The sequence below is a fragment of the Phreatobacter sp. GW821-FHT04C01 genome, from assembly GCF_059420385.1.
Genome location: NZ_JBWKTP010000008.1, coordinates 340562 through 354291 on the forward strand (window position 1 = coordinate 340562; position 13730 = coordinate 354291).

At 67.5% G+C, this 13730-nt stretch carries 11 protein-coding genes; 9 read left to right on the forward strand and 2 right to left on the reverse strand.

Annotated features, from left to right (window positions below; translation table 11 throughout):
- Positions 1–8: 8 nt before the first annotated feature.
- Together AC07WJ_RS27375 and AC07WJ_RS27380 are read right to left on the reverse strand one after the other, a co-directional pair.
- Entirely contained in the window at positions 9–827 is an 819-nt protein-coding gene (locus AC07WJ_RS27375; RefSeq protein WP_494937852.1) for an ABC transporter ATP-binding protein, read from the reverse strand.
- A gap of 64 nt (positions 828–891) precedes the next feature.
- Positions 892–1980 carry an ABC transporter substrate-binding protein gene (locus AC07WJ_RS27380; RefSeq protein WP_494937853.1) on the reverse strand — a complete coding sequence of 363 codons (1089 nt, stop codon included), beginning with the start codon at positions 1978–1980 and terminating at the stop codon, positions 892–894.
- A gap of 242 nt (positions 1981–2222) precedes the next feature.
- On the opposite strand from AC07WJ_RS27380, the gene AC07WJ_RS27385 reads away from it, so the two are divergent.
- From AC07WJ_RS27385 to fhuB, 9 genes are all read left to right on the forward strand, one after another.
- Positions 2223–3356, forward strand: a complete 1134-nt coding sequence (locus tag AC07WJ_RS27385; protein ID WP_494937854.1) for a pyridoxal phosphate-dependent aminotransferase — start codon at positions 2223–2225, stop codon at positions 3354–3356.
- A gap of 387 nt (positions 3357–3743) precedes the next feature.
- Positions 3744–4526, forward strand: a complete 783-nt coding sequence (locus tag AC07WJ_RS27390) for an SDR family oxidoreductase (protein ID WP_494937855.1) — start codon at positions 3744–3746, stop codon at positions 4524–4526.
- Positions 4527–4536: 10 nt separating this feature from the next.
- Entirely contained in the window at positions 4537–5418 is an 882-nt protein-coding gene (locus AC07WJ_RS27395) for an alpha/beta fold hydrolase (protein WP_494937856.1), read from the forward strand.
- Positions 5419–5426: 8 nt separating this feature from the next.
- Positions 5427–6674: a M20 family metallo-hydrolase gene (locus AC07WJ_RS27400; protein WP_494937857.1), complete on the forward strand. Its 1248-nt coding sequence runs from the start codon at positions 5427–5429 to the stop codon at positions 6672–6674.
- A 333-nt stretch (positions 6675–7007) separates the two neighbouring features.
- Positions 7008–7784: an enoyl-CoA hydratase/isomerase family protein gene (locus tag AC07WJ_RS27405; protein ID WP_494937858.1), complete on the forward strand. Its 777-nt coding sequence runs from the start codon at positions 7008–7010 to the stop codon at positions 7782–7784.
- A gap of 126 nt (positions 7785–7910) precedes the next feature.
- Positions 7911–8333 (forward strand): YciI family protein, encoded by a 423-nt coding sequence (locus AC07WJ_RS27410; RefSeq protein ID WP_494937859.1) that lies wholly within the window; start codon positions 7911–7913, stop codon positions 8331–8333.
- Between the two features lie 361 nt (positions 8334–8694).
- Complete coding sequence (locus AC07WJ_RS27415; protein WP_494937860.1) at positions 8695–10830, forward strand: TonB-dependent siderophore receptor; 2136 nt, start codon at positions 8695–8697, stop codon at positions 10828–10830.
- Positions 10824–11744, forward strand: coding sequence for an ABC transporter substrate-binding protein (locus tag AC07WJ_RS27420; RefSeq protein WP_494937861.1), 921 nt, complete (start codon positions 10824–10826; stop codon positions 11742–11744). The genes AC07WJ_RS27415 and AC07WJ_RS27420 overlap by 7 nt, the downstream gene beginning before the upstream one ends.
- Positions 11734–13719 carry a Fe(3+)-hydroxamate ABC transporter permease FhuB gene (gene fhuB / locus AC07WJ_RS27425; protein WP_494937862.1) on the forward strand — a complete coding sequence of 662 codons (1986 nt, stop codon included), beginning with the start codon at positions 11734–11736 and terminating at the stop codon, positions 13717–13719. Before AC07WJ_RS27420 ends, fhuB begins: the two co-directional genes overlap by 11 nt.
- Positions 13720–13730 lie beyond the last annotated feature (11 nt).

A 13730-nucleotide genomic window follows, 5' to 3' on the forward strand; every position in this document is an offset into this window, starting at 1 on the left:
GGTGGACCTCACTCGATGACGGCCGAGCCGGATGACGGCTTGGCGGCTGGCGGATGGCCGTGGGCGGCCTCGATGGTCAGGCGCAGCGTCCGGCAGACCTGGCTGAACTCCTGGGTCTCCTCGATCTCGAAGCGGCGCGGGCGCGGGAACGGCATCTTCATGTCGAGGATGATGGTCGAGGGGCGGCCGCCCATGACCACCACCCGATCGGACAGGAAGGCCGCCTCGCGGATCGAATGGGTGACGAAAATGACGGTCTTCTTGTAGGTCTCCAGGATCTCCGAGAGCGCGACGTTCATCTGATCACGGGTGATGGCGTCGAGAGCGCTGAACGGCTCGTCCATCAGGAGAATGTCGGGGTCATGGATCAGCGCCCGGCAAATGGCGACGCGCTGGCGCATGCCACCGGACAATTCCGCCGGCTTCTTGTGCTCGAAGCCGGTCAGCCCGACCATGGCGATCAGCTCGCGGGCCCGATCGCGGTATTTCTCCATCGGCAGCTTCAGGATCTGGATGGGAAACAGCACGTTTTCCAGCGTGCTCTTCCAGGGCAGCAAGGTGGCGTCCTGGAAGATGATGCCGATGTCGCGGCGCGGATTGACCACCGGCGAGCCGTGCAGGTGGATCGTGCCCGCCGTCGGCCGTTCCAGGCCGGCGATCATCATCAGAAGCGTGCTCTTGCCGCAGCCCGAGGGCCCCAGGAGCGAAACGAATTCGCCCCTGGCGACATCGACCGAGGCCGAGGCCACGGCCTGGATCGGCGACTGGCGGGTGAAATAGGTTTTCTGTACCCCGCTGACGGAAACCAGCGACTCCCGTGGCGGCATGAGCTCCGCTTTCGTTGCCAAGGCCAACATCGCGTTCTTCCCTTCTGGCACGTCTTGCGCGTGATCAGCCGACATATTTGCGGTAGGCCGCTGCGGTGCGTTCGGCGGTTGCCAGCTCGGCCGCGGTCAGCTTGATCTTGCCGGCGAAGGCATTGGTGAACAGCGCCCCCAGATCGGGCCGGGTGGCGCCCTCGCCGGCGGCATATTTCAGCACGAGGTCGGCCATGGTGGCGACCTTTTGCGGGTCGGCGTAACCCAGCCCCTTGTCCTTCACCTCGGGCACCAGGTTGGTCAGGTTGGTGAGGCCGAGGCCGATGCGGGAATAGTCCTTGCCGGTGGACGAGATCGCGACCTCGCTATTGGCCTTCAGGAAGATGTCGATGGATTCGTCGAAATTGGTCAGGGTGAAGCGGATCGCTTCCATCGCGCCCTGGACGAAGGCTTCGCACAGCGCGCGGTCCTTCTCGATGCGCGCTGGCTGGGTGGTCAGCGACTGGCCATAGAATTCGATGCCGACGCTGGAAAACAGCATGAAGCGCACGTCGGTGCCGAGCGGCGCGAGCGAGGGCACCGTGCTGGTGGCGAAGGCGGAGACCGCATCGACCTGCTTCTCGACCAGAGTGCGCTCGCGCACCTTGCCGTCGACCTGGACGATCTGCACCTTGGCGAGGTCGAAGCCGGCCTTTTCGGCATAAAGCGGCATGAAGGGATATTCGCCCGACGAGACGCTGGCGCCGAGCTTCTTGCCTTCCAGGTCTTTCGGCGTGCGGATCGGCGAGGCGGCGAGCACGCCAACCCCCATCAGCGCATCGTAATTGATCTGGCCGATACAGGTGATCGGCAGTTTCTTGGCCGCCTGGATGATCACGGTCGGCGTCGCCGCCATGCCGAAATCGAAGGTGCCGGCACTGACCGCCTGGGCCGCGGAACCCGAACCCGAGCCGCGGGCGACGCTGACGTCGAGGCCGGCATTTTTCCAGAACCCCTTGTCGCGGGCGACATAGGCGAAGAGGTTCGGCCCCTCCGGGATCCACGAGGTGGTGAACGATACCTTGCTCGCGCCCTGGGCGATGGCGGGCGCGGCGAGCTTCAGGCCGCCGGCGGCGACCGCGGCGGCACCCAGACCTTTCAGAGCATTTCGGCGTGACAGCATACGACTTCTCCCAAACCCGTCGGTCATGCGGTGAGATCCCCTCTACACCCAAGACGCAACCATCACTGCCTTTGCCCCGCCACGCAAGCCTCATTATGCCAGAAATCAATCTTGGCATAATATTTTTGCTGACTGCGCGTTTTTTGAGCTATCCGGCATGCCAGAATAGTGCATATTTGGCTCGAACAAAGAGCGAGATGGCACCTCATTATGCCAGATCGTCCACCATGTACGGAGACACGATGAAACCGTTCGAGGTCAGGAACGCCCATTTCGACCGGCTGGTGAACACGCCGGGCCTGCGCTGGATGGGCCAGAACACCAATCACGCGACGCCGCATCCCGCCGTCACCGCGGCGATGGAGAAATGCATCCGCGACGAGGAGTTCCACATCTACGCACCACCGGCCGGCCTCGAAGAGCTGCGCCACGGCATCGTCGCCGATCTAGGGCTATCGGGTCAGGCGGCGCTCTTGTCGGACGGCGCGGTCGCCTCGCTCTACCATGTCTGCCACACCCTGCTCGGACCCGGCGACGAGTTCATCACCACCGACCCGACCTGGAACTGGCCGATGGCCTTTGCCCGCTCGGTCGGCGCGACGGTGACGCAAATCCCGATCTATGGCGCGGAGCACGGCTATCGGCTGGCGCCGGAACGGCTGGCCGCCGCCATCACGCCGAAGACCAAGGTGGTCTACCTGGTCGATCCGAACAATCCGCTCGGCTCGGCCTGCACGCCGGCCGAGATCGACGGCATCGTGGCCGCGACCAAAGCCGCCGGTGCCTATCTGATCCACGACTGCACCTATCGGCATTTCGCCTATGACCACACACTCGCCGCGGCCCGATACCCTGAGCGCACCATCACCATCTACAGCTTCTCGAAATGGCTGGGTTTCGCAGGGCTCAGGGTCGGCGCCGTGGTCGCCCATCCCGACATCATCGAAAAACTCTCCGCCGCGCCGCCGAACAATCTCGGCTCCAACATCCTGTCGCAGCGCGCGGCGCTCGCCGGTCTCAAGATCAAGGACGAATGGTTCCCGGGCGTGCTGGCGCAGCAGCGGGCGAACCAGAAGCTGATCAAGGAGGCCTCGGACCGGATCCCCGGCCTCGCCATGCCGGTCTATCCGTCCAACGGCAATTTCATCGTCCTGGAATGCGAGCGCGCCGGCGTGAAACCCGAGGCGCTGGTCGCGGCCTATCAGCAGCACGACATCATGATCCGCCAGGGCGCCTATCACACGCCGACCTTCGGCGATCGCTTCGTCAAGGTCAGCACCAGCGTGCCGACCGCCTGGGTCGAGGAATTCGTCGCGCTGCTGCCGCGCCTGGTCGAAGAGGCCCGCGGTCGCAACGAAGCCGTCAAGCTGTTCTGACCGGATTGCCCCGAGGTCTTCGCGTATGGCCGCCTTTGCAGAGCCTGCAGCCAACAACCACCCCGGGTCCGCTCTGCGTCTCCCGAAGGCACCTCTTCACCTCTCCCCGGCGGGGAGAGGTCGGCGCGTGAGCGCCGGGAGAGGGGGAATAGATCCCACCGAAAACGCTTCGCCGGTTTCGCATGGTGCCTGCTCGGAGAGCGCCTCGCCCCCTCTCCCGGCCTTCGGCCGACCTCTCCCCACCGGGGAGAGGTTGAGGCGGTGGTTCTCGGGTGAAACTTCAAGGTCCGCGCATCAAGCCAAATTCGCCCTGCGGAACGAAGGCCGACACCACTAAGCGGCGCCCTCGCCGCGCAGACACCACTCTCAATACGGAGATTTCGAAAAATGGACCTCGGGCTCAAAGGCAAGACGGTGCTGATCACGGGCGCCTCGCAGGGGATCGGCGAGGGGCTCGCCCGCTCCTTCGCGGAAGAAGGCTGCAACCTGCATGTCGTAGCGCGTTCGGGCGACCGGCTGGACGCCTTGAAGCGTGAGTTGGAGGCCGGGCACGGCGTCGCCGTCACCACCCATGCCATGGACATGACGGTGCCCGGCGCGGTCGAGACGCTGGTAGCGGCCGTCGGCGACATCGACGTGCTCGTCAACAATGCCGGCGTCATCCCGAGCGGCTCGCTCTGGGATGTCGACGAGGCCAAGTGGCGCTCCGGCTGGGAGCTGAAAGTGCTCGGCTATATCAACCTGACCCGCGCGGTCTATCCGCGCATGAAGGCGCAGGGCGGTGGTGTCATCATCAACAATATCGGCAATGGCGGCGAGGTCTTCGACCCGGCCTATGTCGCCGGCACCACCGGCAATGCCAGCCTGATGGCCTTCACCCGCGCCATGGGCGGCCATTCGCTCGACGACAATATCCGCGTGGTCGGGGTCAATCCCGGTCCGGTCGACACCGACCGCATCTACAACATGCTGAAGAAGCGGGCGAAGGACTGGCTCGGCGACGCCGATCGCTACGAAGAGCTGCAGCAGCGCTATCCGCTGAAGCGGCCGGCCCATATCCATGAGGTGACCGACCTCATCGTGTTCCTGGCCTCCTACCGCTCCGGCTATACCTCCGGCGCCATCTTCACCGTCGACGGCGGCATCGCCTCGCGGCGTTCCGTGATCTGAGGGCTCTCCCATGGCTTTTGCGACCACCAGCGACGGCATCCGCCTGTTCTACGAAACGGCCGGCCAGGGCACGCCGATCATCTTCGTCCACGAATTCGGCGGCAGCCATTGGAGCTGGGAGCCGCAAATGAACGCCTTCGCCCGGCGCCACCGCTGCATCACCTTTGCCGCGCGCGGCTACCGGCCCTCGGACGTGCCCGCCGATGTCGAGAGCTATTCGCAGGCGCGCGCCGCCGACGACATTATCGACGTGCTGACAGCCGAAGGCATCGACAAGGCCCATGTCGTGGGCCTGTCGATGGGCGGCTTCGCCTCGCTGCATGCGGCGCTGCGCCATCCCGGCCGCGTGCTGTCGGTGGTTGCGGCCGGCGCCGGTTATGGCGCTGAAAAGGCCCATGAGGACTATTTCAAGGGCATTTCCGAACAGGTCGCGCGCAATTTCCAGGAGCGCGGCGCGAAAGACTTCGCCCCAGTCTATGCCGAGGGCGCCTCGCGCGTGCAGTTCCAGATCAAGGATCCGCGCGGCTGGCAGTTGTTCGCCGACCGGCTCGGCCAGCACGATGCGCTGGGCGCCGCCAATACCATGCGCGGCGTGCAGATGCGCCGGCCTTCGCTTTATGACCTCGAAGCCCAGTTCGCCAGGCTCGACGTGCCCGTGCTGGTCATGACCGGCGACGAGGACGACCATTGCATCCAGCCCGGCCTGTTCCTGAAGCGCGCCATTCCGCGCTCGGGCCTCGCCGTGCTGCCGAAGACCGGCCACACGCTGAACCTCGAGGAGCCGGAGCTGTTCAATCGCCTGGTGGCCGAGTTCATCGGCCAGGTCGAGGCCGGCCAATGGGGGCCGCGCGACCCGCGCGCCAACCCGGCCCAGATCATGCGGACCAATTGAGGCATGGCATGACCGTTTCCAGAACCTCCGATGCGGTCGACGGGCAGCGCCTGTGGGACCGCCACATGGAGCTCGCCCGGTTCGGCGCCCGTGACGACGGCGGCGTCGACCGGCCCACGCTCTCGGCGATCGAGGGCGAAGCGCGCGCCCAGGTGATCGCCTGGGGCCGCCGGATCGGCCTGACGCCCTTTACCGACGGCATCGCCAATCTATTTCTGCGTTACGAAGGCCGCGATCCGACGCTGACACCCGTCGTCGCCGGCTCGCATATCGATTCCCAGCCGACCGGCGGCAAGTTCGATGGCGTGTTCGGCGTGCTGGCGGCGCTCGAAGCGGTCGAGGCCATGGTGGCGCGCGGCGAGCGGCCGCTGCGTCCGATCGAGATCGTCGCCTGGACCAATGAAGAGGGGTCGCGCTTCGCGCCGGGTATGACCGGCTCGGATGTGTTCACCGGCACCAAGACGCTCGACCAGGTGCTGCCGATCCGCGACGCTCAGGGCGTCTCGATCGCCGATGCCGTGGCCGCGATCCTGGCCGGCGACCAGGACGTGCCGCTCCGGCCCTTCGGCCTTTCGATCGCGGCCTATGTCGAACCGCATATCGAGCAGGCCTCGGTGCTGGAGGCGGCCGGCATTCCCTTAGGGATCGTCACCGGTATCCAGGGTACCCGCCGCTATCGGGTCAAGGTGACGGGCGAAGCCGCCCATGCCGGCACGGCGCTGCGGGCCGACCGGCGCGACGCGCTGATGGCGGCGGTCCGTATGATCGCCGCCATGGACCAGGCGGCCATGGAGCCGGCCGATACGCTGCTGACTGTCGGGCTCATGCAGGTGACGCCGAACGCGCCTTCGGTGGTGCCGGCGGAGGCGTTCTTCTCGATCGACCTGCGCCATCCCGACAACCGGATTGTCGACCGGGTCGACGGCGAGATCCGGCGCATCGTCGAGGCCGAGCGCGGGCCCTGCGCGGTCGAGCTGAAGCAGATCCAGCATTCGCCCTCGCTGAATTTCGCCCAAGAGATCCGCGCGGCCATCGGCAAGGCCGCCCAGGCGCTGGACATTCCGGCCATGGACGTCTATTCGGCCGCCGGCCATGACGCCCGCCAGCTGCACTATGTCTGCCCGGCCGGCATGATCTTCGTGCCCTGCCGTGGCGGCATTTCGCACAATCCGGCGGAATGGGCGGAACCTGAGCACCTCACCGCCGGAACCCAGGTTCTCGCCGATGTGCTTTGGGATCTGGCGAACCGGGATTAGGGCCATCGCCTAGTATTGCACGACGGTCAGCCGTCCTTCGAGGCTCACGCAAGAGCGCTCACGCCTCAGGATGAGGCAAGCAGCGTATGGCACTGATGTTGCTCACGAAGCTCGGGTGGCGCCGCGCATTTTACACCGCCCTGGATGCCATACTCTACACACCTCATCCCTAGCAAAAGCTCCGCTTTTGCGTGGGGTGCTCGCGCCCTTGCGCGAGCCTCGAAGGACGGCCAACCGATATGCAACACACATGACGGTTCTGTCCGGGGCGATCGTGCCTTAGGTTTCCGTCTCTGAATCACAATCGCAGGCCGCAAGAGAAAGTCAGTTCGCATGGACCAGGGAACCGTCCGTTTCACCCGCGAGGGCGCGATCGCCCATGTCGTCTTCGACCGGCCGCAGGCGCGCAACGCCATGACCTGGACGATGTACGAGCAACTGGCCGAGATCTGCGCGACCATGCGCGCCGACCGGAGCCTGCGGGCGGCGACGTTCCGGGGCGCCGGCGGCAAGGCCTTCATCGCCGGCACCGACATCCACCAGTTCCAGGCCTTCACCACCGGCGAGGACGGCATAGCCTATGAGGCGCGCATCGAAGCGATCCTGACCGCACTCGAGACGCTGCCGATCCCGACGCTGGCGGTGGTCGACGGCTGGTGCGTCGGCGGCGGCCTGGCGATCGCCGCCTGCTGCGACCTGCGCATCGGCACGCCGACCGCGCAGTTCGGCATCCCGATCGCGCGGACGCTGGGCAATTGCCTGTCGACCGCCAATTACGCCCGCCTGGTCGCCGAACTGGGCGTTGCCCGCACCAAGCGCATCCTGCTGATGGCCGAGATGATCCCGGCCATCGAGGCGCGCGACGCCGGCTTCCTCGTCGACATGGTGGAAGCCGAGGCCCTCGACGCGCGCGTCGCCGAAATCGCGGCGCGGCTCGCCAGCCATGCGCCGGTCACCATGCGGGTCACCAAGGAGGCGATCCGGCGCATCCTTCAGGCGATCGAGGTCGACGGCGACGATCTCGTGCGCGAATGTTATGGCAGCAACGATTTCCACGAGGGCGTCGCGGCCTTCGTGGCCAAGCGCCCGGCGGAATGGACCGGGAGCTGAGACGGGTCTCCCGGCTCGCGTCCGAAAAAAGCGCGTGATCGTGTCGATCGGACGGATCCTCATTCGTCGTCAGGACAGAGCGCGGGGCCCACCCCGCCTCCGACCCGATCGCGAAGGACGATGACCATGCGCTTTATGATGCTGATGATCCCCAAGGGCTATGAGACCGCCGCCCCCGGCACGCTGCCGGACGCCAAGGCAGTGGCGGCCATGATGAAATATAATCAGGAGCTGAAGGATGCCGGCGTGCTGGTCACGCTCGACGGCCTGCATCCCCCCTCCATGGGCGTCCGGGTCACCTTTCCGGACGGCAAGCCCCAGGTGACCGACGGCCCCTTCTCCGAAACCAAGGAAGTGCTCGGCGGCTATTGGATGATCGACGTGACGTCGAAGGCCGAGGCGGTGGCCTGGGCCCTGCGCTGCCCGGGCGACGAGAATGCCACCGTCGAGGTGCGCCAGGTGCAGGAGTTCGGAGATTTCCCGGCCGATGTGCAGGCCGAGCTCAAAGGCTTCGAGGCCATGCAAGCCGGCAAGCCGCGCAAAGGCTGAGGTCTCGAACGAGAACCCCCGTCTCGCACCGAAGACGGGGCTTCCACTCTGCGCCCGGCAGTCCCGCCCGGCCTCATCCCGTTGCCCACAGGGGGAGATCAGGGTAACAACCTACGAAACTTCCCCAATAATTACCGCCTATATTTGAATTATTACAATGAAATACTTCTTGTTTTGAACAATTCAATAGTTAGCATCAACTATTGATATTGAATTTTTTCCATGTCATTGCGACGCAACAACCTCGCACTGCTGGAACATGACCATGGCCCGACCTGCGCAGAGGCGCCTTTGCCCGATCGAGCTCGGCAGCGCGCAACATGGTTCACGCAAAACGATGGGCCGAGCCCGGAAACGGCTGTTGCTGCTGTCGACCTGCCTCTGTCCTGCCCTGCTCGGCGGCCCAGTCGCGGCGCTTGCGCAGGCGCCCGCCTCGCCGGCCGGCAACACGATCAGCCTCGATCCAGTCGTCGTCGAGGGCCAGGCCGAAACGGCGACGGGACCGGTGCGCGGCATTATCGCCACGCGCAGCGCCACCGGCGCGAAGACCGACACGCCGCTGATCGAGACGCCGCAGGCCATCACGGTGATCGGCGCCGAGCAGATGGACCTGCAGAGGCCGACATCGGTGGTGCAGGCGACGCGCTACGCCCCGGGCATCCGCTCGGAGAGCTTTGGCGCCGACGCGCGCAACGACTGGTTCATCATTCGCGGCTTCCCGCAGCAGACGACCGGCTATTTCCTCGACGGCACGCAGCTCTTCTCCACCGCCTTCGCCACCTGGAAGCTGGAACCCTGGAGCCTCGAGCGTATCGAGGTGCTGCGCGGCCCGGCCTCCACCCTCTATGGCGGCGGCGATCCCGGCGGCCTGATCAATGCGGTGAGCAAGAAGCCGCCGACGGTGGCCGGCGGCACCGCCGAAACCGGCATAGACAGCCACGGCAACGGCTACGGCGCCATCGATGTCGGCGGGCCGATCGGCCAGAGCGGCCAATGGTTCTACCGGCTGACAGCGCTCGGCCGGGCCGGCGGCACGCAGACCGACTATACCAATAACGAGCGCATCCACATCGCGCCGGCGCTGACCTGGCGGCCGAACGAAGACACCAGCATCACGGTGCTGGCCTCCTATACCCGCGACTGGACGCGCGGACAGAACTTCCTGCCCTATGTCGGCACGGTGGTGAACGCGCCCTATGGCCGCATCTCCACGAAGCTGTTCACCAGCAACCCCGACAGCGACCATTTCCGCCGCGAGCAGGCAATGGTCGGCTACCAGTTGCAGCACCGCGTCAACGATGTCTGGACCGTCAGGCAGAACGCCCGGTTCAGCTATCTCTCGGTGGATTTCCAGACGCTTTACGGCGTCGGCTATGACGGCCCGCCGGCCAATGGCCTGCTGGCCCGCGGCAATTTCGTCACCACGCCGACGGCCTATCAGTTCAACCTCGACAGCCAGGCCGAGGCGCGCTTCACCACCGGCGCGCTCGGCCATACGCTCCTCCTCGGCGTCGACTTCAAGCGCTACCGGATCGACGACGAGCAAGGCTATGCGGCCGGCCCGTCGCTGAATCTGCTCAATCCCGTCTATACGCCAGTCGCGCCGGTGACCTCGCGCTACACGCTGGCGACCATCACCCAGACCCAGGTGGGCTTCTACGCCCAGGACCAGATCAAGTTCGGCCGGCTCAGCCTGACGCTCGGCGGCCGCTACGACACGGTCAATACCGGCCTCGACAACCATCTGACGCCCAGCGGCAGCGCCTCCAGCGATGTCGGCCGCTTCACCGGCCGCGCGGCGCTGATGTACACGACCGATTTCGGCTTGGCGCCCTATGTCTCCTACGCCACCTCGTTCAACCCGCAGGTCGGCATCAACGCGGCCACCGGCGGCATGCTCGCTCCCGAAACCGGCCGGGGCGTCGAGGTCGGCGTGAAATACCGGCCAACCGGCTGGAACGTCACCTTCGCCGCCGCGCTTTTCGAAATCAACCGCCAGAACGTCTCGACGACGATCTACACCCCCGCCTTCCAGACCGCCCAGATCGGCGCGATCCGTTCGCGCGGCTTCGAGCTGGAGGCCGCCGTCGACCTCGCCCAGGGGCTGAAGCTCATCGCGTCCTATTCGCTGGCCGATCCGCGCGTCACCAACGACCTCGACCTCACGGCCATCGGCCATACCCCGGCGGGCATTCCGCGTCAGTCCGGCTCGATCTGGGTCAATTACGTGCTGCAGAGCGGACCGCTGGAAGGGCTCGGCGCTTCCGCCGGCCTGCGCTATGTCGGCACCTCCTTCGCCGATGCCGCCAACAGCCTGCCGGTGCCGGCCTACACGCTGGTCGATGCCGGCCTGCAATACCGCTATCGCAACTGGGATTTCCGGCTGAACGTCACCAATCTGTTCGACACCGTGCACGTCGCCTCGTGTTCGTCGGCCAGTGCCTGCTTCTACGGCGACCGGCGCCGGGCAACGCTGGCGGCAACCTACCGGTGGTAAGCGCTGCGCCGCGGCCAGGTCTTGCTTGCGCGCTGACGACACGACGCCGGTTCGCGGCGCTCACGCTCGGTCTCGGCGCGGCACTGTCGCGGCCGGCCCGGGCAGCCGCGCCGGAACGCGTGGTCGCCATCGACTGGGGCCTGGCGGCGACGCTGCTGAGCCTCGGCGTCACCCCGCTCGGCGTCGCCGAGACCCGACTCTACCGGACCTGGGTCGCCGAGCCCGCCCTGCCGCCCGAAGTGCGCGATATTGGCCTGCGTACGGCACCGAACCTGGAACTGCTGGCCACACTGAAGCCGGACCTGATCGTCATGACCCGGCAGAGCGAGAATGCCCGGCCGCTGCTGCGGCGCATCGCGCCGATCCTGACCATCGATCTGTTTTCCGACGACCGGCGGCCGCTCGACCGCGCGCTGGCCGCGGTGCGGGAACTCGGCACCGCCTTCGGCCGGCAGGATGCCGCGGCCGGCCTGCTCGATCGCTTCGAACGGGCAATGGCCGATGCCCGCCAGCGGATCGGCAGCTTCGGCCGCCCGGTGCTCGCCATCGGCTTCATGGACGCCCGCCACGTCCGCGTCTACGGCCGCGGCAGCCTGTTCGCCGATGTGTTCGACCGGATCGGCCTCGCCAGCGCCTGGCGCGGCCCGACCAATGTCTGGGGCTTCTCGCTGGCCGACATCGCCGAGCTCGCCGCCTATGCCGATGCCCGGATCCTGGTGATCGAGCCGACGCCGCCCATGGTCTCGGCGAGCCTCGAACGGCCCGGCCTGTGGCGGGCGCTGCCCTTCGTCCGGGCCGGCCAGGTGACGCATATCGATCCGGTCTGGGCCTTTGGCGACGTGACCGCCGCCGGTCGCTTCGCCGGCCTGGTGGCAAGGGCCCTGGCGGGGACCGCGAACCGCCATGCCGGCTGAGCGGAGCGGCCCCGGCGCCTGGCCGGCGGCGCTGGCGCTTTGCGGCGTCGCGCTCGTTGTCGCTTGCCTCGGCTTTACGCTCAGCCTGCCGCCCGGCCAGTGGTTCGCCGCGGCGATCGACCCGCAACGCGACAGCGTCGCCCAACTGGTGTTCCACTTCAGCAGCCTGCCGCGGCTCGTCACCGCCTTCCTGTGCGGCGCGGGCCTGTCGCTCGCCGGCCTGGTGTTCCAGCAGGTGCTGCGCAATCCCTTGGCCTCGCCGACCACGCTCGGTGTCTCCGCCGGGGCGCAGCTGGCGCTGGTGGCGGCCACGATCTGGGCGCCGGCCCTGCTGCTGTCCGGGCAGGAGATCATCGCGCTGGCCGGCGCCGCCGCGGTGACCGCGGCGGTGTTCGCGATCACCTGGGCGCGCGGCTTCTCCTCGCTGACGCTCATCCTGGCGGGCCTGGTCATCGGCCTCGCCTGCTGGGCGCTGTCGACCGCGCTGAAGATCGTCAACCAGGAATACATCGCCGCGCTGTTCATCTGGGGCGCGGGATCGCTCGCCCAGCAGGACTGGTCGGTGACCGCCACGCTGCTGCCGCGGCTGGCCGTGCTCGCCGGCCTGATCGTGCTGCTGCGGCGGCCGCTGGAACTGCTCGCGCTCGACGAGGACGCGCCGCGGGCGCTAGGCGTGCCGGTCGCCGCCCTGCGCGTCCTGGCGCTGGCGCTGGCCGTGATGCTGACCTCGACGATCGTCGCGGCGGTCGGGATCATCGGCTTCCTCGAGCTCGCCGCGCCGCAGATCGCCCGGCTGATGGGCGCGCGCCGGCTCGCCAGCCGCCTCGTCATCACGCCGCTGGTCGGCGGTTCGCTGCTGGTGCTGGTCGACCAGATCGTGCAGTTCGCCAGCCGGAGCCTTGCCGAACTGTTGCCGACGGGAGCTGCGACGGCGCTGCTCGGCGCCCCCATCCTGCTCTGGCTGCTACCGCGGCTCAGAACCGCCGGCCTGCCACCGCCATCAGCGCCCACGGCCCTCGCGGGCGGCCCGGCGCGGCCCACGACCTGGCTTGCCCTCGTCATCCTGCTCGGCCTCGCCGTCAGCCTCGCCATCCTGGCCGGGCGCGACCCCCAGGGGTTGCACCTGATACAGACCGACACGCTCGCGGCCGCCCTGCCCTGGCGCCTGCCGCGGATCGGAGTGGCGCTCGCCGCCGGCGCCATGCTGGCGGTCGCCGGCGTGCTGTTGCAGCGCCTGACCGGCAATCCGATGGCCGGTCCGGAAATCCTCGGCATCGGCGCGGGCGTCGGCGCCGGCGTGATCACCGCCATGCTGATCGCCACCAACCCTGCCCCGGCGCTGGTGCTGGGGCTTTCGGCGGCCGGCGCGCTCGGCGTCACCGCCATCCTGCTGTGGACGGGCTGGCGCTCGCATTTCGCACCCGAGCCGCTGCTGATTACCGGGCTGGCGCTCAGCGCGCTGCTCGACGCCTTTGTCGTCCTGTTCCTCGCCATGGGCGACTTCCGGGCCGCCAAGCTCCTGATGTGGATCTCCGGCGCCACTTATTTCGCCGATGGCGCGGCCGTGCTGGCCAGCGCCCTGGTCGCCGGCTCGGTCATTCCGATGGCGCTCGCCATGGCGCGCTGGCTCGACATCCTGCCGCTCGGCGCGACGTCGTCCCAGGCGCTGGGCGTCGATCTCCGCCGGGCCCGCCTGTCGATCATGATCGCGGTGGCCGTGCTGGTCGCCGCGGCCATGCTGGCCGTCGGACCGCTCAGCTTCGTCGGCCTGATCGCGCCGCATCTCGCCCGCATGCTCGGCCTGGCGCGCGCCCGCGCCCAGCTCCTCGGCGCCGCCCTGATCGGCGCCATCGTCATGGTCGGCGCCGACTGGATCGGCCGCACCGTCATCTTTCCCTATGAGCTGTCGGCCGGCCTCGTGGCGGCGCTGATCGGCATGCCCTATCTGGTGTGGCAGTTGAGCCGGCGCGGCTGAGCGGCGGACAG

Coding starts and splice junctions, on each gene's coding strand:
- AC07WJ_RS27375 (WP_494937852.1), bottom strand. CDS start 827: ATGCCGCCACGGGAGTCGCTGGTTTCCGTCAGCGGGGTACAGAAAACC.
- AC07WJ_RS27380 (WP_494937853.1), bottom strand. CDS start 1,980: ATGCTGTCACGCCGAAATGCTCTGAAAGGTCTGGGTGCCGCCGCGGTC.
- AC07WJ_RS27385 (WP_494937854.1), top strand. CDS start 2,223: ATGAAACCGTTCGAGGTCAGGAACGCCCATTTCGACCGGCTGGTGAAC.
- AC07WJ_RS27390 (WP_494937855.1), top strand. CDS start 3,744: ATGGACCTCGGGCTCAAAGGCAAGACGGTGCTGATCACGGGCGCCTCG.
- AC07WJ_RS27395 (WP_494937856.1), top strand. CDS start 4,537: ATGGCTTTTGCGACCACCAGCGACGGCATCCGCCTGTTCTACGAAACG.
- AC07WJ_RS27400 (WP_494937857.1), top strand. CDS start 5,427: ATGACCGTTTCCAGAACCTCCGATGCGGTCGACGGGCAGCGCCTGTGG.
- AC07WJ_RS27405 (WP_494937858.1), top strand. CDS start 7,008: ATGGACCAGGGAACCGTCCGTTTCACCCGCGAGGGCGCGATCGCCCAT.
- AC07WJ_RS27410 (WP_494937859.1), top strand. CDS start 7,911: ATGCGCTTTATGATGCTGATGATCCCCAAGGGCTATGAGACCGCCGCC.
- fhuB (WP_494937862.1), top strand. CDS start 11,734: ATGCCGGCTGAGCGGAGCGGCCCCGGCGCCTGGCCGGCGGCGCTGGCG.